The following is a 20,983-nucleotide window of genomic DNA, read 5'->3' on the forward strand; positions in this document are numbered from 1 at the left end:
TTACGGTATCGCTTGCAGATAAAGATTTTCCACAAATAGTGACTCGAACCCGACATCCTCGGCAAGATTATAAATCCGGCTCACCGCCAGAACAGCTGCCAGCTCAGCCTCGGCCAGATCCGAGATCAGTAACGCCTCGCAACCGCCCAGCGCCGTATTGCCCTCCAGATGCACCATAGCTGTTTGCGGCAACAAACCGATTTGCTGTGCATTTTCGACCGTAAGCAACTGACCGAACGCACCGCAAGCGTAAACCTGTGTCAGATCGCCAGTTTCAAGACCGGCCTGCTGACATAACCATTGCACCCCGGCGCCGATCGCAGCTTTAGCACGCTGCAACACATCGATGTCGCCGCGCTTTAATACAACGCCTTCTGACAACACCCATCCCCCGGAGGTCTTGTCGGTAAAACGTCCAACTTTATCAAGCTGCCCCGTACGCAGCAGATAGGCTGCAGCATCCACCAGTGCGGACCCGCACAATCCACGCGGCGCCAGGTCTCCCAGCACGTGCAGCTTAATTTCGCCCCCCGTCTGATCGATACGATAGATCGCACCGTCTTCAGCCGGCATTCCGCAACTGATGCCACCGCCTTCAAAGGCCGGGCCTCCAGCGGTCGCCGTGACATGCAGCGTCTGACCATCCCACAGTGCCATCTCAGAATTGGTGCCAAAATCGATCAACAACGCGCCTGCCGGCTGCCGTATCAAACCGGTAGCGATTACGCCTGCGAGCAAATCAGAACCGACAAAACCACCTAAGGGTGTCACCAATCGAATGTTTGCCGCCTCGCTCACCCCCCAGGCTGCACGCAAGAAAGTTGTTTGCTCTGGTTGACACGCGATACGGCGGGTCCAGTTTTCAGGATCCAAGAGCATCCGGTAATTGAGCCCTGCCAGCAGGCTGAGCATCGCCGTATTGCCCACGATCTGAACCTCCCCGACGGCTGACAACGCAATCGAGCTTTGAGATGACATATTAGCCAGTGCATCTGCAATCCGATCCCGTATCAGTTTGCCCAGCGCACGCGCGCACGCTTCAGCGCGATCGGCCTCCATCAACCGTGTCAACACATCCGCACCATAGCTTCCCTGCGGATTGAGTCCTGAACAGGCATTGATGCGTACTCCGGCAACCAGATCCCAAAGCGCAAGGCGCACCTGCGTGGTCCCGACATCAATCGCAACCCCGTATCGCACGGTGTGCGCACGTGGAGCAAAAGACCATGCGCTACGGCTACACTCATCTTCACGCAACGCCCGCCAGCTCATCTGCGCCAGAGGTTGCATCACCTCGACATGTAAATCCATCAATGCATTCAGCTGGCACGCAAGCCGTATTCCTGCCGCTAACTGCGCTCCCGACAGCCTTGCCCGTTCTGAAAATGTATAGGGGATTGCCCCACTTTCAGCCACGCGGACCTGACATTGCCCGCAGCGTGCCTGTCCGCCGCAAGACGAGCGCACCGCACATCCACCTGCGATCAGCACTTCGCGTAAATTAGCGCCAGGCTGCAGGGACTGCAGTATTTCGCCTTGCGAGTTTTGCACCACGATCATAAGGTTAGCTTTTTCTGGGTAACCGGGTCAAAGTAAACCAATAATTGTCTAGTTGCCTGATCGCATCAATGAACTGATTCATGTCAACCGGCTTAGTGATATAACCTGCCGCCCCCAGTTTGTATGACGCGACCACATCACGCTCTACATCAGAAGTCGTTAGTACGACCACCGGAATCACGGACAAATCGGGATCTTTTTTGACTTCGGCGAGAAACTCTCGTCCATTCATGCGGGGCATGTTCAAATCCAATAAGATCAGATCAGGTTGAGGCGCATTCTTGTAACGCTCTCCCTGCTTGCGCAAAAACGCTAAGGCATCCACCCCGTCGAGTTCGTGATGTAAATTACAAAAAACCTTATTGCTTTTGAGTGCAGAACGCACCAGATTCGCATCAGCCGGCTCATCTTCCACCAGCAAGACATCAAAGGCTTGGGCATGGTTCATCAACATTCATCTCTCCTCGTTGCAGCACATAGGCTGACATGACGGTGTACAGTTCCGGTTTAATAAATACTAGCACGCAAAACAACACCCTATACAAGGTTAAAGCGGAACTCAATGATCGTGAGTAATAACGGGCAATTCAAAAATAAAGGTACTACCCGAGCCGACTCCGGCAGACTCGACCCAGATACGACCATCGTGATGTTCAACAATACGCCTGCATAACGCCAATCCCATGCCAGTCCCTTCAAAAATGGTTCGCGACTGCAAACGACTGAAGAACTGAAACAGACGGTCGGCTTGCTTGGGATCAATGCCCACGCCATGATCTTTAACGCTAACGCGCCACATTGCTTTTGCCACAACCGATTTGATTTCAATCAGGGGCGCTTGCCCGGATTCGTGAAATTTGATGGCGTTGCCAATCAAATTTTGAAATAATCGCGTCAGTTCGTCACGACTGGCGAAGAGCTGCGGCCATACCCCTTGGAAGGTAACCTGCGCTGCGGATTCCTGGATCATCGGTTGTAAAAAACTCAGCGCCTCATCCAAAACCGCGCGGCTCTCTATCCCTTGTTTTTCGCCGGTCTTTCTGCCGACACGAGAGTAGTCGAGCAGCGAGACAATCATCGAATCCATGCGTTTTGCACCATCGAGTGCAAAATTCATATTCAACAAATCGTCCTCACTCAGCTGCTCTTTGAGGCTATGTTGCAACAATTGCAGATGACCGCTTACCGCGCGCAACGGCTGACGCATATCGTGCGAAACGCTATAGGCGAAGCGTTCCAGATCCGCGTTGGAGCGTTTGAGCGCATCTTCGATCCGCTGCCGCTCGGTGATATCGCGTGTGACCGCCAACTGTACCCGCTTGCCGTACGCTTCCATCGGCACGGCGTGTGTCTCCAGCATGCGTCGGCCGCCTTTTAAGCCCAACACTTCAAATTTCAATTGCATCGACTCGCCGGCAATCACCCGCTTATGCATTTGCAAAAATGCCTCGCGATACTCGGGGGCAATCACACCGGTGACAGGGCGACCGGCAACCTGCGCCAGTGAATCGGCTTCAATCATCTCCAAACCGGCCGGATTCATCTGGATCAGTATGCCCTGATCGTCAACGATCTTAATGCATGCGGGTTCATTGTTAATGATCGCGCGCAAATGCGCTTCACTTTCCAGCAGCTGTGCTTCTGCCTGCTTGCGCTGCGTAATATCGACCACTGAACTGATGAAATACAGCGCAAGTCCCTCCGTATCACGCAGCAGCGCGACCGAAAGATTAACCCAAACAATCCCCCCGTCCTTGCGAATGTAGCGTTTTTCCATTTCATAATGATCGTCCGCACCACTGAGCAAACGCTGCACCTGCGCCATATCTGAGGCCAGATCTTCCGGATAGGTAATTTGCCCGAAAGAAAAATGCTGCGACAACACCTCAGATTGCGTATAACCGATAATATTGCAAAATACCCGGTTGATTTCCAAAAACACACCGTCCGTGGATACTTGCGCAATGCCCACGGCGGCATGATCAAAGGTCGCGCGATAACGCGCCTCGCTCAGACGCAATGAAATTTCCGCACGTTTAAAATCACTGATGTCGCGACTGATGCCAAATATGCCCGTCACCGTCTTGCCATCCTCGGCAAACACCGGCCATTTATTGGTGCTGACCCAACCTTGCCGCCCTGCTGAATCATAATAAGGATCGATCCGATTAAGAATAGGCGACCCGCTATTGAACAGAGGCAGCTCCTCCTCATAATAAATTTTCGCCACATCTTCAGGAAAAATTTCCAGATCATGCTTGCCTATCATCTCGCGCCAGTTCTGATGCCCGGTGATATTGGCCAGCGTCTGGCTGCAAAAACGAATCCGGCTATCCCGGTCCTTAAAATAGATAAAGTCAGTCGTGCTCTCCAGCAACGTCATGAAATCCCGATTTAATATCTGCAAGGCATCCACCGCCTCCCGGCGCCGGCGCTCGCCTCTGTAGAGCATACCGAGCAACAAAACGGAAATAACAAGAAATACCGCCGACAGCCCGACCAGCTTTAAAGAGGAATTGCGCCATTGCGCCAGATAATCATCAGCGGAAAAACCAACGGTAATATAAAGCGGATAACCGGACACTTTACGATAGGAGTAGGTTCGTTCGACCTGATCCAAAATGCCCGCCACCCGATAAGTGCCCTTGGTAAGCCCCGCCTCGAGAGAGGATTTCAACTGCGGGGTCATGGTATTTTTTCCTATCGTCGCCTGAGCAGATGACGGTTCAGGATAGCGCACGATGATGTTCATGTCGCTATCGCGGAGATTTACGATGCCGCCCTTTCCCACCTCGAGATGCGAAAATGAAGTCGAAATTTTTTCCAGTGAAACTAACGCATACACAATGCCCGCGAACGTGCCATCCGGGTGATTGAGTCGGCGCGCAATCGGCAGCACCCATTTTTTGTCGATGCGGGCAAATACAGGTTCAGATATGAACAGGCGATCGTCGTTTTTCGACTTGAAATAAATAAAATGTTTTCGATCGTTAATATCGACATTTGAACCGGGTAAAACGCCCGTACCATAGCTGATTATACCTGCCGAATTTGCAATGCGCAGATTGTCGATTTCAGGTAAACGCACCTGCCGTTTTTGCAAAAAAACATTAAGCTCCGCCGGATTGATTTTTCCGCTTTTATACTGTCGCTGCACCTCATCGATCGCCGACAGCATGGAGGCATCCACTCGCGCAAGCATGCCGGAAAAACTCTCTTCCAGAATATGCGCCAGACTCTGCGTCATTTTCTCGGCATTGTGCTGATACTGATGATAACTTTGGTACAGTATCAAACCGACCAGAAAAAACATCGCCAGATTCACTAGCACTGCGCCCGCAACCATTTGCAAGAAAAATCGTGAAGGCGCAACGGTATCTTTTAGCATGGAAACGGCCTTTAATCTCGTTACAAATCTGTCGCGCCCGACTGCGACAGACGCGCCCGCCACACTGCGGCGGGTTCAGGACGACCATACAAATAGCCTTGATGAATAATCTGTCCGCGCGCATTCAAAAATTCGCTCTGACCCAGCGTTTCCACCCCTTCGGCCACCACCTGAAAATGCAGGTGTTTTGCAATAGACAGGATCGTCTCAACGAGCGCGGCATCATTAGGATCACTGGTGCAATCCTGAATAAAACTCTTGTCTATCTTCAGCTCATGGATAGGCAGTCGCTTGATATAGGCCAGACTCGAGTAGCCGGTGCCAAAATCATCGATGGAAAAATGGATCCCCAACGTCGATAAAAGGGTCATTTTGGCGATCACATCGCCAATATCACCGATCACGATCCCTTCGGTCAGCTCAAGTACCAAGCGGCTGGGATCCGCACCGCTCGCCTCTAATTGATGCTGGATCTCGCTGACGAAATCTGCCTGCTGAAAATGACGCGGACTGATATTGACCGACAGCCTGATTGAACTCCCCTCAGCATCCAGCTCGGCCAGCAATCGACAAACAGCCGATAACATCCAGCGATCAATCGATATGATCAGATCAGATGACTCCGCTAACGGAATAAACAGACCGGGAAGCGTGAGACCCCGCGTGGGATGCTGCCAGCGCACCAGCGCTTCTGCACCGACCTGCACGCCCGACGAATTCACCTGCGGTTGCAGATACAGTCGCAGCTGATCCTCTAAAATTGCCAGACGCAACTCTGCCTCCAGCTGAAAACGCGCCCTGACGGTCTCTCCCATCAATGACTCAAAGAACATGGTGCGCGAGCGCCCCTCTGCCTTTGCATTCGTCATCGCCATATCCGCCTGACGCAACACATCAATCGCGGTTTCCTGAGGCGTATCGGGCAGCATGGCAATACCGATACTGGCATCGACATGAATAAACTCGCCATCCATTTCAATCGCGCAGCGTAATGCAGCGCGCAATTTTTCTGCCACCGCCAATGCCTCGCGCCCCGCTTTTTCACGGGGAATATGCAATCTCGGCAGCAACACGGCAAACTCGTCCGAATCTAAGCGCGCCAGCAGATCATCGCGATGCAAAGTCTGCCCTAGGCGATCCGCCACAGAGCGCAGCAAGGCATCTCCGATCGCTAATCCGCGCGCTTCGTTGATTTCCTTGAAGCGATCCAGATCAATCAACAACACCGCAGCAAAATAATCATCGCGCTTAGAACTCACTAGCGCCTGCTCTACCTGACGCAAAAACAACGCGCGGTTAGCCAGCCCCGTCAGAGGATCACGCCAGGATAGCTCTTCGACCTCTGCCTGCGCCTTTTTAATTTCGCTCATATCGGAAAATACCGCGACATAACTGCTGGTATTCCCCTTCGAATCTTTAATGGTCGTGACCGACTCCCACTGTGCATACAGCTCGCCATTTTTACGGCGATTCCAGATTTCACCGCACCACTGACCATGCTTGATCAATTCCGACCAGAAGTCACGGTAAAAAGCTTGTTTGTGCAGCCCTGATTTATACATACGGGGATTTTTACCGACCACCTCAGCTTCGCTGTATCCGGTAATGCGGCAAAAAGCTGGATTGACCGCGATGATGGCGCCGCTGACATCGGTGACAACAATCGCCTCCCCCGTGGTCTCAAAGACCCTTGATGCCAACTCAAGACGCGCTTCAATTTTTTTATTTTCGGTAATATCGGTAATAAAACCGTGCCACAGTATGCTGCCATCTACCTGTTTTTCGGGTCTGGCGTCACCCCTGCGCCAGCAAACACCCTGCTCAGGTAACAAGATGCGATACTCATGATGCCAAGGCGTCAAGGTACGGGCGGACTCTTGTATCGATGCGGCAATACCGGCTGTATCATCCGGATGCTGAAAGGCAAACACCGCGGTAGCATCGTCACGAACCGCATCAGCCTCTACGCCATACAGCTCCAACATCGCACGGCTGGCAAACGGAAAACTCATATGGCCGTCCACATCGAGACGAAACTGAAAAATCAATCCGGGTACATGATCTGAGAGTTTGTGCAATAAATCGTGGCTTTTCTGCAAATTAACCGACAGTAGTTTTCTCTCGATTGCGTAACGAATCGAGCGCACTAACGCATCGGTATCAAATTTCCCCTTGACCAGATAATCCTGAGCGCCCGCTTCGAGTGTCTGCAGCGCAAAACTGGTATCGTCGTGTCCCGTGAGCACGACCAACGGCATCTCGGATGCGACCTCGCGTATGCGATGCACGGTTTCAATTCCATTGGAATCAGGTAAGGATAAATCCAGCAACAACACGTCAAAGCGCTGTTGTTTGAGTTCCAGCAAACTGAGGGCCAGTGTAGTGACCCAAACGACGCTGAAAACAGGTGAACGACTGGCGCGCAGTGCTTGCTGCGCCAAATGCGCATCCGCCGGCTCGTCTTCGACCAGTAATACAGAATATTGGGTGTTCAACTTGAACACCCGTACGCGCAGCAAGTTAAAATTCCAACAAAATCCGGTTGACTTAACTTGCGTGACGCGAATTTATTTATGGGCATAATGTACTGCAGGAACGATGATTTTTATTTATAAAATCCCTTAAATTCGCTCGTTCACTCCTCCTAGCCGCATGGTATCAGACGGGAGGAAATTTGCGGTCAAAATAACAATGTTTCATCGAAAAACAGCTAGGCCGCCTTTAAAATTGCTAAATTTAGCGCCACAAAGAATCCAGCATAATTCATAACCGTTCGCGCACAATCCGAACTTCGAATTAGCAAGGGGCGTTCCTCCCATGGTAAGCTTCAGATACTTAAAGACGGATTATTTATACATCCGCCTATATTTTTGAGAGTTTCGAATATGATCCTGCGCGGCACACATCGCCCTGACCTTCTCAAGCCCCCTCTCCCCGACTTGCTGAACACCGCTGCAATGCGTTTTGCCGCACAACGCTTATCAAATCTGCGCGAAAACACATATTTTGCCGGCGTGACGGTGCACGGTATTTACTGCGTGCGATGGATAGGCTCACTGACCGTGTGCGATTTAACAGGCACGATATTTAAAATTAACCAACCTATTAAATTCGAATGTTAAATTTTAATGGAACTCTCGTTGAGCTCAATTCCGGCTCGCATCAAAATCTGAGAATTGAAGAGGCAAAGCCGGATTACGGGTTCGCTCGCAATTGCACTTCGATACCCGTCACGTTTGATGAGTTGACCAGCGCAGCCCAAGAGCTTCCCATCTCATTCATGTACGACGAGCATGAACAATTGTGCCCTGTCGTACTGTTCGGTCTTCCCGCCACAGGCAATCTGCTGGTCAGTACCACGGGCCTATGGCGTGCCGCCTATATCCCGCAAGCCTTGCAACGCTACCCGTTTATACCGAACCTAGATCAACCCGCAAAGATTTATCTGGACGAGACCTCGCGTGCGCTGAATTTTACAACGGGTGAACTGCTCGTTGATGCAGAGGGGGTATTACAACCGCGCGCGAATGATGAGTTGCAATTTTCCCAGCATTACGCTGAGCGGCTCGCACAAACACGCCTGATGGCGGAGCAACTCAAGCAGCTGGACTTATTGTCGCCGCTGAAATGCGACGGCAACAACATCGATTTTCCCGCGCTCTACTCAATCGATGAAGCGAAACTCAAAAAACTGAGTGATGCCGCCCTGCCCGGGCTGTTCCACAGCGGTGCGTTACAATTAGCTTACTTGCAACTTGCCTCACAGGATCACCTGCCCGGTCTGATCCACACCGCGAACAGGCAATTGGCATTAAACGCGGACAAGGCCACTAACAAACCTGAGCCCCTCCCGCGCCGCGCAGAACAAATAATCCAGCGACCGGCACTCAAAGCCAGAATCGTTGACACGCCGCCGATTATTTCAGTCGATGATCAACAGGAAATACTCCGCAAACAGGAAATTGCCAAAAAGCTCAGCGATGAGGCAAATCGTCTGGCGCAAGTGCATAAGCAGCGTTACACGCAAAGTTTAACCGAAACACCCATCGTGCCGGAGATACCCGAACCTCTCGATACCCTAATCAATACGAAAAAGCCCCTCCAATGGCGATGGGCACTGGGTGCATCGGCCGGCGCAGTTATTTTCACCGTCTATTTTTTGACAGGTTCAAAAAATACAACCGCCCCTTCGACACCGAGCCCTACCCCCCCCACCGCTTCTTCGCCCGCGCTGACCGATCCCTTTAGTACTGCCATGATACGTATAGCACCGGGGACATTCGAGATGGGTTCGACGGACGGTGATAAGGATGAAAAACCGATCCAGCAAAACCACATTAGCCCGGCCTTTGAGTTAGCCAAGACGGAGGTCACACAAGGCCAATGGGTGAGCGTGATGGGGCATCTGCCTGAAAAGCTGGCATTTAAACAGTGCGGCGACAACTGCCCGGTCGAGAATATCAGTTGGAACGATGCTCATGAATTTATTAATGAACTCAATAGGATAACGGGAAAGTCGTATCGTCTGCCCAGCGAAGCGGAATGGGAGTACGCCTGCCGCGCGGGCAAAAATCAACGCTATTGCGGCGGCAACAATCCAGATGAATTAGCCTGGTACAACACCCAAACGCCCCACCCGGTCGCATTGAAACAGGCGAATGCCTGGGGATTGTATGACATGAGCGGCAATGTTTGGGAGTGGGTTGACGACTGCTACCACACCCGCGCGACACAAGGTGATCGCAAAGAGACATGCGATACGCGCGTGTTACGCGGCGGTTCCTGGTCCAATGATGAAGACACGCCTCGGGCAGCCAACCGCTACAAACGTTCAGCGAAGGAGCGCGTCAACAATAACGGCTTACGTCTGGCAAGAACGCTGCCCTAAACAACACGCAGATCCCATCAAGCGGCTCCGTTTCGAAAACCGGCCTGCATCCAAAGGGCGCATGGTCAGGACGGTATTGAATCATCGCAACACGGCCCTCAAAGCGTTGACCTCCTTAAGATCGACGCCTTCCCGATATCGATCCACTGGCGCAGCGCTAGCTGCCGATCGCTGAAATCAACACCGATCGCGAGCAAGTCTACACGGACTGCCGTCTGATCGAATCTGAACAATTATAAAGGCTACCAAGTAGCCGTTACGACGTTAACCGCACCCAGGCTATACCAACACGCCTAGTATCCTCATCGACTTGCATCCCGCTACCCCATAAATCCTATGGGCCTCAGTCCGTCTCTGACGGACAAAGCATAAGAATTTCCTTAGATAAAATCAGTACTCTCTAATGGTGTCAGACGAAGTGATCTGTGCATAATGAAAAAAGTTTGATCAACCGCTCCCCAGCCCATTTTAGCCATCTCACCTTCAATTCGATCACGATAATTCATGAATCCAACCCCGCCCACCGGCCCTAAAGCGCCCCTGATACTATCGTCCGAACAGCGCCCTTCTCTGACTGCCGACTTGAAGAGTTGCTCGCCGGGCTCGCCTAAAATGCAGGAATTACGCACCAGGGATGCCGCACGTCGACAAACACGGTCATTTCCCGCACCCGGTATTCGCAAAAGCTGATTGACATGGCCACCTGAGCAAATCCACATGTCCGCTCTCAATCTTAAGTTAAAGAAAAAGTCCGTACTCTTTCATCTGTTGATATGGTTTCTGCCATTCGCATTGCTCGTCATCGCATCGGCCGTCTATTTATATAAATCAGAAGAGCAAAGAGAGTTTATTGCGCAAAGCCTCAGTGAAAATGCAAAAATTTCACTTGCAAAGGGCGCGGTTGAACAAACGCTGGAAGGGATTTATAGCGACACCTATCTCGTTGCTCAAAACCTGAGTTTACAGGAACTCATCGCAAACAAATCATCTGGTTTGACGTGGCGTTTTTTGCATGATTTGCGTCTGATTTCACAAAGCCGCAAACATTACGACGAAATCAGCTGGATAGATGAAACCGGCATGGAGCGAGCCCGTGTTCATTTCAACGGTCATCACACCAACCTGATCCCCGAAGAAAAACTGACCAACAAATCCACTGCCGATTATTTCACCCGGACGCTTGGGCTCAATGCCGGCGAAATTTATGTCAGCCCGCACGATCTCGATGCCGAGTCAGCCGAATTGGCGCGCAAACACATCCTGCGCATCGCAACACCGGTTGTCGATATCAATGGATATAAACACGGTGTGATCGTATTCAACTATCCAAGTGAAATTCTGGTTCAGAAATTTATTTCCTCCGCCCCGACCGGCGACGAGCATGCCATGCTGGTCAACCGGGACGGCTATTATCTCGAGAAATCACCCGGGGTAGAAACCTTAAGCAATCCGCCGTACCCGGATACGCAGTCGATAGCGAACAGTAAACCGGTTGCATGGCAGCATATCGGCGGCCATACACAGGGGCAGTTTATGACCGCTGACGGGTTATGGACATTCGCGAGCATTTATCCTGCCAGCATTACCCCAAGTAAACGTGTAGCCTACAGCGCCGATTTCAATGCAACGCAAAACCTCGACTGGAAAGTGGTCAGACATATTCCCCGAGCGCAGCTGCTTTCCAGAACAAAGGTATTGGGAGAGCGTCTGATTCCTGTGAGTACACTGTTGCTGGGCCTGATATTTTTCTCCAGCTTAAAACATGCGCGTACGCATGTCAGAGCCCAATTAGCCGAAACAGATTTGCGCATCGCAGCCACCGCATTTGAATCTGAGGAATCGATGATCATCACTGATTCCCGTGGCATTATCCTGAAGGTCAATCAGGTCTTTACCGCAACTACCGGATACACGAGCGAAGAAGCCGTAGGAAAAACGCCGAGCCTGCTAAAAACAGATCGCCACAGCGCAGAGTTTTACCACGAGATGTGGCGGCAAATTAAACAAACCGGAAAATGGCAGGGAGAAATTTGGGATAAACGCAAGAATGGCGAAATTTACCCTAAGCTGCTCAACATTTATGCAGTTAAGAGTAAAAACGGTGTCGTCACGCATTATGTCGGATCTTATACGGATCTGACTGAACGCAAAATGGCCGAAGAAAAGATTATCAGCCTAGCGTTCTACGACACGCTGACAGGCTTGCCCAACCGTCGCTTGTTGCTCGACCGACTTAACTATGCGCTGGCATCAGGTCTGCGAACCGGTAAAAATGGCGCACTGCTCTTCATTGATCTGGACAAGTTCAAAACCCTGAACGACACACTGGGACATGATATTGGCGATTTATTGCTCAAACAGGTCGCACATCGCTTAAAAGCGTGTGTACGGGAAATCGATACCGTGGCGCGCATCGGCGGAGATGAGTTTGTCGTCATGCTCGAGGACCTGAACATCGAATCGGTGGAAGCCGCTGCGCAAACCGAGGTCATCGGGGAAAAAATATTGGCGGCATTAAGGATGCCCTACCAATTGCTCACCAACGAATTTCACAGCTCTGTTAGCATCGGAATCTCACTATTCAGCAACAACGGGCAATCACAGGACGAGCCCCTGAAGCAAGCCGACATCGCAATGTATCAAGCGAAGAAATCGGGCCGTAACAAGTTGAGGTTCTTCGATCAACGCATGCAGGACACCATCAGTTCGCGTGCAAATCTTGAAGCGGAATTGCGCAAAGCGCTTGCAAATGAGCAGTTACAGTTGCATTACCAGATTCAGGTAGACAGCGCGCACCAGACTATCGGTGCAGAAGTGCTGCTGCGCTGGATTCATCCTGTGAACGGCATCATTTCACCGGCACAATTCGTGCCCGTCGCAGAGGAAACCGGTCTAATTTTACCCATCGGTTTATGGGTACTCGAAACAGCCTGTGCACAACTGAAAAAATGGCAGGATAATCCCGCGACCGCTCAGCTGATTCTCGCCATCAATGTCAGCGCCCGCCAGTTCCACCAGAACGGATTCGCAACCGAAGTCCGATCTGTCATTGAAAGACACGACATCAACCCGGCGTTGCTGAAGCTGGAACTGACCGAAGGTATGCTGCTCAATAATCTGGACGATACAATTGCCACCATGCGCAGTTTGCAGGAATTCGGCGTACAGTTCTCGCTGGATGACTTCGGCACAGGATATTCGTCATTACAGTATTTGAAGCGTCTGCCGCTAGCCCAACTCAAAATCGATCAATCCTTCGTGCGCGATCTGGCAACGGGCTACAACGATCAGGCCATTGTGCGCACTATCATTGCCATGGCGCACAGTCTGAACCTGAATGTGATCGCCGAAGGGGTAGAAACCGAAATTCAACGGCAAATTCTGCTGAAAAATCAGTGCTCACACTTTCAAGGCTATTTATTTGGCAAACCGATGCCCATTGAGCAGTTCGAGTCATTGCTATCAAGCGATTCAACTGCCGCGGCTTGCATTTAACCCGCATCAATTTTCAATCCGAAAGATTGAAAACAGCTACAATCAAACAAACAGTTGATGTTGAATCGAATAGTGGACCAGTTCGACGACGTTTTTTAATCCCAGCTTATTGAGCAGATTGATTTTATGCGCACTGACCGTTCTGTCGCTGATAAATAATTGCCGGGAAATATCGTCATTGCTGAGTCCTTCCACGAGCAGCCGAAAAATCTCCTGCTCTCTGCTGGACAACAAAGCCAATGAATTATTTGCTTGTGGAATAGCACTCGTATAAGCCAACTCTTCTGCCATCAACGGTGAGAGATACTTGCCCGTCGCAACGACTTTATGAATCGCTTCCAGCAGCGTTTTTGGAGAACAATCTTTGCAAATGTAACCTGATGCACCCGCCTGAACCGCACGCGACACAACCTTAATTTCATCATGCGCACTGAGTATCAGGATTAGCAAATCGGGATAGTGTCGTCTGATGCGCTCAATCAAATTTGCGCCATTTTCGCCCGGCATATCAAGATCAAGCAACACTAAGTCAACCTGCGTTGCTTGCAGCTTGCGCATCAATTCTTCACCATTGACCGCCTCGCCGACTACCTCAATACCCGGCGCACCTTCAAAAAGCTGCAACAGTCCAGCCCGAACCAGTTCGTGATCATCCGTTACAATTAAGCGCACGTGCATACATTCTCGCATCAAGTTACCCGCAGCCCTTATTATTCCACGAAACACCCCCTATCGCGTGATGAACGTTTCAGACGACAGCAAATAATTCAGATATTATCCGGATCAAATTAGCCGTTATGGCCGTTTTAAAGACGGTTTCGGCACCAGATGAAGGCTAAATGTAGTCAGCGAGCAACATGACTTAATGCGCTTCATTCAACCTAGCGGAGTCGTTTATGCCTTACCAGAAAGATCGTTTAGCCAACAACACAAGCACTCCGCTGCACGGCATCAAGATTCTCGTTGCAGAAGACCATGTATTTAATCAGGAGATCATCACCGACATTTTGGAAAATGCCGGTGCCGCTGTGTGTATCGCACAAAACGGAATGGAAGCACTCAACTTAATGAAACAAAAGCCGTTTGACTGCGTGCTGTTAGACGTGCAAATGCCTGTGATGGACGGTTTCCAGACGATAGAGCGAATTCGTGCCGACCCGACGCTGGCGATGACCCCTGTGATTGCAATGACGGCCAGCGCCTCAAATGAGGATCGCTGCCGCTGTCTGTCTGCCGGTATGAATGATTTTATCGAAAAACCCTTTGAGCCTGCAAGGCTACACCATATGATTACCGGTTTGACTCAAATCACTGTGACACATGCCCTGCCAAGGGCAGCGAAAAAGCCAATCGATCTGTCCGTGCTGACAAACTGGATAGGCGATGACAAAATAAAATTGCAGAAATTTACCGGCAGTTTTTTGGATTCTGCGCACCTGGATCTCATCGAAATCAACGCGGCGCTGGAAATTAAAGATTTTGTCGCGCTCACAACCTTAGCTCACCACATCAGTTCGCCAGCCAGAATGGTCGGTGCAAGCGATTTTTATGAATTATCCAAGCAACTGGAAATAACGTCCCGAACGATATGCGACACCGGCGTTGCCCATAATCTGATTAGCCAGATGCACGTTGCGCTGGAACAAATCGCAGAAATAGTCAGTCAAGAATTGGCTTAAACGATGCGAACTCGAAAAACTACGCCGTCTTCCCAGGAGCTTAATTGAGCACTGAATTGATCTGCCGGGCACAATCGGCCAGCTGTTCAGGGGTCATGAAGCCTGCATCAAGATGCCTCCTTTTGCCCATCCGAACCGCTTTATCCTGCCAGAGTGGATTGTAGGGCAGCAAGGTGACCTTGCGGATATCGTGATTCCGCAAAAACTGTCCAATGAAAGTGAGATTTTCCACGGTAGCGGTCATATCTGGCACGAGCGGCACTCTGACCATGACAGGAACCTCACTTGCGCGCTTTAAATGCAGCAAATTTTCAAGAATGGGACGGTTTGACTGTCCCGTCAGCGCTTGATGGCTAGCCTCATCCATGATTTTCAGATCGAAGTAAATGCGATTCAGATAAGGCAACAGGTATTTCTCGAAGTGCATGTAATTGAAAAAACCGCAGGTCTCGATGGCCGTATCGACGCCTTCACGTTGAAGGCTACTCAGGAACGCGCCGACGAATGGCATCTGATGCGCAGGCTCGCCGCCGGAAACCGTAACGCCGCCCCCTGTCGAGTCAAAAAACGGCCGGTCGATCAAGACACGATAGCGTAATTCTTCAAGCGTATACCAGCGTGATCCGTCGTATGACGCACTCTCCCGGCTCGACCGTGCCTGACCTTCCGGATTCTGACACCAAAGACAGCGAAGCGGACACCCCTGAAAAAAAACCGTAGTGCGGATGCCCGGCCCGTCTTCGCTGCAATCGCGCTTAATGTCGAACACCCTGCCGCACAAGGCATTCACGGCGCGCTCGCAATCAGTCGTTGCACATCGGCGGCGATGGCACCCAGTTTGAACAGATGCCCGACATTACCTGTCAGCTGCACTTGATTTTTCAGCAGCAGCCCGACAATATCCACATTAGCCTGGCCGATCAGACCGAGTATGGTTGCACTGTCGCGAAAATGAATCACCAGATCGACACAGCGCACCTTCACATCGGCTTCTTCCTCGTCCAGCACGGAAGTTTGCACTACGGCAAACGGATCCAGACAGGCACCCCACGGCATGTTGCGATACAGATTTCCAGGACTCGGACAAAATTCCAGCAACACATTCATATTGTCTCCGGCCTGCCGGGTGCGGATCATAAACTTCCCCTGATAGTACCGAATACCCCCTGTTACCATCGGATCGCTGATCTTAAAATTATCTTCGAAAAAAATTTTTGCACGTCTCGACTGCGTCTCATCGAGTAAGCCATCGCGCAAAATTAAACTGAATCCCAACCGGAGTGCCAGCGCCATACCCCCGGCAACCATACCCCCTCCAGCTTGTGAGAGCACACTCTTCAGGTGCGCATCGCCCTGCATACCGGAATTGAGGGTACGAAAAATTCCGGAGCTCAACTGAGGAAAACCGGCATGCATGCTCTTCTCCTTAAAGATTCAGCTACAGACTATGAACTGCATGTTGCTCGGTGCCATCCTTCAGCGAAAAATTGGCACGCGCGATAATTTCCGTGCGCATCTGCGCACTCAGCGTGACAAAATACGCCGAGTAACCTGCCACGCGTATCATCAGATCCTTGTAAGGCGCGAGCGCCTCAAATGCCCCCGCCCCCTCCATCGCTGCGGCCTTATCAGCCGCGACCAGATCAGCGATGGACGAGACGCACAGCTGCACCAGCACACCGTTGTTATCTGTGAAGGCCCTCATATAGCGGGCAAATAATTCAATATCTGCAGAACGCTCTGCCGCCCCCCGCGTCGTCAGACTCAGGTTATAGGTGTAGCCGTTTTTCACCGCATCGCTGTCAACAGCGGCGACAGAGAGCATGTGATCGAGCGCCATCACAGGCGTGCCGTCGCGCTTGACGATACCGGGACAGGGCGTGATGCCGGAGGCGAACGCCTGCCCTGCCCGCCTCAAGTTCGGTGTTGCCTGTGTCAGCATGCCAAATCCGGCGTGATTGGTCATCGACCAGTAGCCCGTCAGATAGCGTCCGCCCCGGTGGGTACGGTATGCATAAAACACCTCATGGATCATTCGCGTCAGCCGCCGTGAATACGTCACCGCCAGACTGTTGTCAAAAATGCCGTTCTGTGCAACACCCGCGCCGTAATGCGCGGTATGTTTAATGGCGGTACAAATTTCGGCTAGACGCTCGGCGCTCAGCGCTGGCAACGGAACGGTGGCATCGGGATGCAACCAGCGACGCATTTTCTCAAGATAATGCGGCCAGTCGTGCTGCTCGCTGGCGTGCTTCGCAACCGAAAAATCAGAACCCATCGCGGACAGCAACTCGGCGGCACTCACTTTGCCGCTAAACACCAGTTCATCGAGAATGCAGAATGTATCGATGACATCGGCCAGACCGATGATGGCCACCCCGGCCGAATTGTATTTCGCACCGCCCGCGGCCACGTCGCGAAATTTTGCCCCCTGTTCGCCCGGCAGATTGACAGGCCCCGTAAACAATCCGGACAAAAAAGGCGATGCGCGCTCCTTCGCCATCACCCTGCCCAGATAATTATTGTTCTGCACCGCATGCTTCGCCATCTCATTTAACTGGAAGCCAAAGGCGCTGACAAACTCCTCCATGCAGGTCATCCCGAGCAGCGGGACTGAGGTGTAGCGCGGTTGACCATTGAACAAATCAGGATCCGTCCCCCCCGTCCCGTCGGAGCGATGTTTTCCGCCGAATATCGCCAACTCCAGCACCGCAGGTAGCACCAGCAAGGTTGAACCTGAATTGCCGTAATGTTTGCCCGGCGCGTTCTGCTCGATGCAGCCGATAGACGCATAGTCACAGGCATCCTGCATCGCCTCTTCGTCACTCACCCCTTTATGGTCGGCATAATAAGCCGCCATGCTTCTGATAACAGGAATGTCACCGTGCAGTGCCGGGGTGGCGCGCGTTGCGATATTGACCTGACAAATGCGCTTGAGGTAATCATCCATCGCATCACGAGACAGGGAATTGCCGTCCGCATCCCGTCGATGCACGTCAGCATGGTAGCGGGCGTGTACGTTGGGATCGCGGATGCTCAGCAGTTCCGTCGCCTTGAGAATAATGTAAGTCATGTCATTGACCGCATCGACGACTTGTCCGTTCTCATAACGGGTGCCCCCCACGGTGAGCGCCTGATTCGAACCGCTGCCGGCAAACAGGGTCTCCGAACCAGAAGTGGACAGCGGCACATGATCCGAGCAACGTAAAAAGAAATGACAGATTAATTCGACTGCATGCCGGGTATAGGACGCCCTTGCCTCGTCGCTGCCTAGCTTCTGCCACTCCTTGAAATAATAAGGATTGAGCAGCTGATCCAGGCGGCCTAATGACAGCCCGAAATTGGTATTTTCCTGCAACAGCAGATGGTAACAAATCCAGATCGCGGACAGCGCTTCATGCAGGGTATCGGCAGGCTGTGCCGGCACTTTTCGACAGATGCGCGCAAGCTCACTATTGCCAGCCGCCTCGGCAGCCTCCGCCAGATGGTTAGCGTAGGTCATCGCGCCTTCAAAGGTATCAATGACGCCCGCCAAAAACTGCCGCGCCGGCTCACTATTAGCCACCGCAAGATCGAATCGCATCTGCGCTGCCAAACCGTCAAGGCCATACTTTAGCAGCCGGTCCCAGTCGGGCACGGTATGCGAGACACAGGTGGATTTATCCGACAAATAAAACGCCACACGCTCCATCAACTCCTGACACTTAGGCGTTTCCCCCGCCATTTTTTTAAGTGCGGGGTCGATTGAATCGCCATTCACCTCATCCATGAAAGGGTAATCACCTGTGTCGTACGCCGCCGCCCGGGCCGCTTCCTGAACGGGACGTTGCTGATCCAGCCAGAACGGAAAAATTTCCTTATTTAAGCGTTTCGCCACATCAGAACTGATCTTGAACGGATTTTGCGAACGAGTTTCAACCGTATTGAGTTCGGGCCAGATGCAGTAACCGATGGTATCCATGTATATGACAGGCCCCACAAAACTTGTGGTGGTCTGCCCGGGCAAAAGGTCACTTGCGCGTACCAGTGCCTTTTTGTGCTCGAACACATGACGCACGGCGCGTGCCCGCCGCACTTCTGGCGACAAACTCTGCGCCTCCGGCGTACGCACATAGCCGGTCAAGAGTCGCGGCAGCTCGTCGCATATTTCCGGAATCTCATCAAACAGGCGCTTTCGCCAAGCCATGACCACGGGAAAATCGCTTAACAGCAGGCCACTCAGCGTCAGGTCAGCCAGCGTCATCACGCGAGAAGATCCTGATTTTTCAAGCGGCTCCTCGCCGGCTGGTAACGCCCCCTTATCGCCAACCGATCCCGTCGTCTCCATACATCCCCCGATATGACATGCATTCACACCTCTAAATCTAAATTTATGATGATGAAGCGTCAATATGCCAAAAGGTCTATGCGATTAAGCCAGTTGCATTAATAATATTACCGTATATACTATTAATCATTAGAAAACGGTACTCGGATAAAGGAGAACATCATGGAACAACAATTTTCACCCGGTCTGCTCTATGCCGTCGCACCTGAAGACTTAAGAGAACTGCATTTACAGGATGACGCCGAGACCGTGGAATGGGAAGAGCCGGAATCAAAGATAAACACCCTCACGCACGCGATATGTGATTTTTTCCATAAAACAGCCAAGTGAGCCGCGACAAGCTGCATGGCTGAATGCTGTGATATCCTCATCCCCATGAAAAATATCACCGATCACTTAGCATCGTTGTCCCTGACTGCCTGGGTTGGTAGCCTGTGGGGCATCGGCTATCTTGCCGTGCCTGTTTTGTTTCACGCTCAACCCGACAGGCAGTTGGCCGGCATGCTGGCAGGAGAGATGTTTACCATATCAGCTCATCTCGGCCTGCTTTTCGGCAGCTATTTAGTCTTCTATTTTGCCCGTCAGTCCGGCCGCCTGCGTGAACCGAAGCTCTGGATTGTCGCAGCCATGCTGATTTTGACCTTGATCATCCAGTTTGGCATTCAACCTGTGATGAGCGAGCTGAAATTACAGGCCGCACCGCTGAATGTGATGGACAGCGCCTATGCCGCGCGCTTTAAATTGCTGCACGGACTTTCCAGCATCGCCTATCTGATGGAGAGCCTGCTAGGTCTGCTGCTGGTCGTTAAGGGCTGCCGGCCGGCTCACCCACCCGCCGAACGCTAAATGTCTATTATTGAGCGCATGCCGGTCGTTTTCGTCTCGCACGGCGCGCCGGATGCCCTGTTAAAATCGGCTGACACGCGCGCCTGCTGGCAGAGCTTAGGCGAGCGAATCCCAAAACCGGCGGCGATACTTGTCATATCCGCCCACTGGGAAGCGGCGGTGGCCACGGTCAGTCAGGCCACACAGCCCGCAACCCTGCACGACTTCTCAGGTTTTTCACCTGACTTGTACCAGATACAGTATCCCGCGCCGGGCGCGCCTGTTCTTGCCGGACAGGTGGCCGCACTGCTAACGGCTGCCGGCATCACCACAAAGTTACATCCCGATCGCGGACTCGACCATGGCGCATGGGTGCCGTTGTCGGTGATGTATCCCGATGCTGCGGTGCCGGTCACACAACTCTCGCTGGTCGCGCATGAAAGCCCGGCGACGCATAGTGCGATCGGACGCGCCTTAGCGCCACTGCGCGACGCGGGCGTGCTGATCATCGCCACAGGTTCGATCACGCATAATTTTTCCTGGCTCGACTGGCGTGCATCAGAGCAAAAGGCGCCCGATCAGCGTGCGAGCACATTTACCGACTGGATCGCCGAACGGATCGCAGCCGGTGATCAGACGGCGCTGCTCGACTATCGCTGCGCGCCCTATGGCGCAGAGGCCCATCCGCACGACGATCATATTTTGCCGCTGTTCGTCGCCCTGGGTGCGGCACAGGGCGATACGCCGACGCGCTATCAGCCCGACTTTACCTACGGCAGTTTATCCATGGATGCGTATCTGTGGCGGGGAATCTAGCCCCT

Annotated in this window: 15 protein-coding genes; 7 read left to right on the forward strand and 8 right to left on the reverse strand. The window is 52.1% G+C overall.

What is annotated here, in order from left to right:
• From GALF_RS08190 to GALF_RS08205, 4 genes are all read right to left on the reverse strand, one after another.
• Window positions 1-1,551 (reverse strand): ASKHA domain-containing protein, encoded by a 1,551-nt coding sequence (locus GALF_RS08190; RefSeq protein ID WP_190274061.1) that lies wholly within the window; start codon window positions 1,549-1,551, stop codon window positions 1-3.
• Window positions 1,552-1,564: 13 nt separating this feature from the next.
• Window positions 1,565-2,014: a response regulator gene (locus tag GALF_RS08195; RefSeq protein ID WP_013293589.1), complete on the reverse strand. Its 450-nt coding sequence runs from the start codon at window positions 2,012-2,014 to the stop codon at window positions 1,565-1,567.
• A 105-nt stretch (window positions 2,015-2,119) separates the two neighbouring features.
• Window positions 2,120-4,948, reverse strand: a complete 2,829-nt coding sequence (locus tag GALF_RS14995) for a PAS domain S-box protein (RefSeq protein WP_013293590.1) — start codon at window positions 4,946-4,948, stop codon at window positions 2,120-2,122.
• Window positions 4,949-4,968: 20 nt separating this feature from the next.
• Window positions 4,969-7,467, reverse strand: a complete 2,499-nt coding sequence (locus GALF_RS08205) for an EAL domain-containing protein (RefSeq protein ID WP_013293591.1) — start codon at window positions 7,465-7,467, stop codon at window positions 4,969-4,971.
• A 366-nt stretch (window positions 7,468-7,833) separates the two neighbouring features.
• Here GALF_RS08205 and GALF_RS08210 point away from each other — a divergent pair, with 366 nt between their 5' ends.
• From GALF_RS08210 to GALF_RS15005, 3 genes are all read left to right on the forward strand, one after another.
• Window positions 7,834-8,070, forward strand: a complete 237-nt coding sequence (locus GALF_RS08210) for a hypothetical protein (RefSeq protein WP_013293592.1) — start codon at window positions 7,834-7,836, stop codon at window positions 8,068-8,070.
• A complete protein-coding gene (locus tag GALF_RS15000; protein WP_013293593.1) occupies window positions 8,064-9,836 on the forward strand; it encodes a SapC family protein in 1,773 nt (590 codons plus the stop codon). The genes GALF_RS08210 and GALF_RS15000 overlap by 7 nt, the downstream gene beginning before the upstream one ends.
• 717 nt (window positions 9,837-10,553) lie before the next feature.
• Window positions 10,554-13,331: a bifunctional diguanylate cyclase/phosphodiesterase gene (locus GALF_RS15005; RefSeq protein ID WP_013293594.1), complete on the forward strand. Its 2,778-nt coding sequence runs from the start codon at window positions 10,554-10,556 to the stop codon at window positions 13,329-13,331.
• 42 nt (window positions 13,332-13,373) lie between these two features.
• Here the strand turns inward: GALF_RS15005 and GALF_RS08230 are convergent, their stop codons facing one another.
• Window positions 13,374-14,003 carry a response regulator gene (locus GALF_RS08230; RefSeq protein ID WP_190274062.1) on the reverse strand — a complete coding sequence of 210 codons (630 nt, stop codon included), beginning with the start codon at window positions 14,001-14,003 and terminating at the stop codon, window positions 13,374-13,376.
• 224 nt (window positions 14,004-14,227) lie between these two features.
• Here GALF_RS08230 and GALF_RS15010 point away from each other — a divergent pair, with 224 nt between their 5' ends.
• A complete protein-coding gene (locus tag GALF_RS15010) occupies window positions 14,228-15,010 on the forward strand; it encodes a response regulator (RefSeq protein ID WP_013293596.1) in 783 nt (260 codons plus the stop codon).
• A 40-nt stretch (window positions 15,011-15,050) separates the two neighbouring features.
• Here GALF_RS15010 and GALF_RS08240 read toward each other — a convergent pair whose 3' ends face one another.
• Genes GALF_RS08240 through GALF_RS08250 form a run of 3 tightly spaced genes read right to left on the reverse strand, consistent with a single transcriptional unit; the run spans window position 15,051 to window position 19,337 of the window.
• Window positions 15,051-15,800, reverse strand: coding sequence for a radical SAM protein (locus GALF_RS08240; RefSeq protein WP_013293597.1), 750 nt, complete (start codon window positions 15,798-15,800; stop codon window positions 15,051-15,053).
• Window positions 15,797-16,426 (reverse strand): hypothetical protein, encoded by a 630-nt coding sequence (locus tag GALF_RS08245; protein ID WP_013293598.1) that lies wholly within the window; start codon window positions 16,424-16,426, stop codon window positions 15,797-15,799. Before GALF_RS08245 ends, GALF_RS08240 begins: the two co-directional genes overlap by 4 nt.
• 22 nt (window positions 16,427-16,448) lie before the next feature.
• Window positions 16,449-19,337 carry a pyruvate formate lyase family protein gene (locus GALF_RS08250; RefSeq protein WP_013293599.1) on the reverse strand — a complete coding sequence of 963 codons (2,889 nt, stop codon included), beginning with the start codon at window positions 19,335-19,337 and terminating at the stop codon, window positions 16,449-16,451.
• A 162-nt stretch (window positions 19,338-19,499) separates the two neighbouring features.
• Between GALF_RS08250 and GALF_RS15700 the strand changes: the two genes are divergently transcribed.
• Genes GALF_RS15700 through GALF_RS08260 form a run of 3 tightly spaced genes read left to right on the forward strand, consistent with a single transcriptional unit; the run spans window position 19,500 to window position 20,978 of the window.
• Window positions 19,500-19,667: a hypothetical protein gene (locus tag GALF_RS15700; RefSeq protein WP_013293600.1), complete on the forward strand. Its 168-nt coding sequence runs from the start codon at window positions 19,500-19,502 to the stop codon at window positions 19,665-19,667.
• 45 nt (window positions 19,668-19,712) lie between these two features.
• Window positions 19,713-20,183 (forward strand): DUF4149 domain-containing protein, encoded by a 471-nt coding sequence (locus GALF_RS08255; protein ID WP_041938034.1) that lies wholly within the window; start codon window positions 19,713-19,715, stop codon window positions 20,181-20,183.
• On the forward strand, window positions 20,184-20,978 hold the full coding sequence (locus tag GALF_RS08260; protein WP_013293602.1) for a DODA-type extradiol aromatic ring-opening family dioxygenase: 795 nt from the start codon (window positions 20,184-20,186) through the stop codon (window positions 20,976-20,978).
• Window positions 20,979-20,983: the final 5 nt, after the last annotated feature.

It is taken from the genome of Gallionella capsiferriformans ES-2 (genome assembly GCF_000145255.1).
Taxonomy (GTDB): Bacteria; Pseudomonadota; Gammaproteobacteria; order Burkholderiales; family Gallionellaceae; genus Gallionella; species Gallionella capsiferriformans.

What these genes read in the sequence shown, in the direction of transcription:
- GALF_RS08195 (WP_013293589.1), bottom strand. Translation starts at nt 2,014, where the DNA reads ATGTTGATGAACCATGCCCAAGCCTTTGATGTCTTGCTGGTGGAAGAT.
- GALF_RS14995 (WP_013293590.1), bottom strand. Translation starts at nt 4,948, where the DNA reads ATGCTAAAAGATACCGTTGCGCCTTCACGATTTTTCTTGCAAATGGTT.
- GALF_RS08210 (WP_013293592.1), top strand. Translation starts at nt 7,834, where the DNA reads ATGATCCTGCGCGGCACACATCGCCCTGACCTTCTCAAGCCCCCTCTC.
- GALF_RS15000 (WP_013293593.1), top strand. Translation starts at nt 8,064, where the DNA reads ATGTTAAATTTTAATGGAACTCTCGTTGAGCTCAATTCCGGCTCGCAT.
- GALF_RS15005 (WP_013293594.1), top strand. Translation starts at nt 10,554, where the DNA reads ATGTCCGCTCTCAATCTTAAGTTAAAGAAAAAGTCCGTACTCTTTCAT.
- GALF_RS15010 (WP_013293596.1), top strand. Translation starts at nt 14,228, where the DNA reads ATGCCTTACCAGAAAGATCGTTTAGCCAACAACACAAGCACTCCGCTG.
- GALF_RS08245 (WP_013293598.1), bottom strand. Translation starts at nt 16,426, where the DNA reads ATGCATGCCGGTTTTCCTCAGTTGAGCTCCGGAATTTTTCGTACCCTC.
- GALF_RS08250 (WP_013293599.1), bottom strand. Translation starts at nt 19,337, where the DNA reads ATGGAGACGACGGGATCGGTTGGCGATAAGGGGGCGTTACCAGCCGGC.
- GALF_RS15700 (WP_013293600.1), top strand. Translation starts at nt 19,500, where the DNA reads ATGGAACAACAATTTTCACCCGGTCTGCTCTATGCCGTCGCACCTGAA.
- GALF_RS08255 (WP_041938034.1), top strand. Translation starts at nt 19,713, where the DNA reads ATGAAAAATATCACCGATCACTTAGCATCGTTGTCCCTGACTGCCTGG.
- GALF_RS08260 (WP_013293602.1), top strand. Translation starts at nt 20,184, where the DNA reads ATGTCTATTATTGAGCGCATGCCGGTCGTTTTCGTCTCGCACGGCGCG.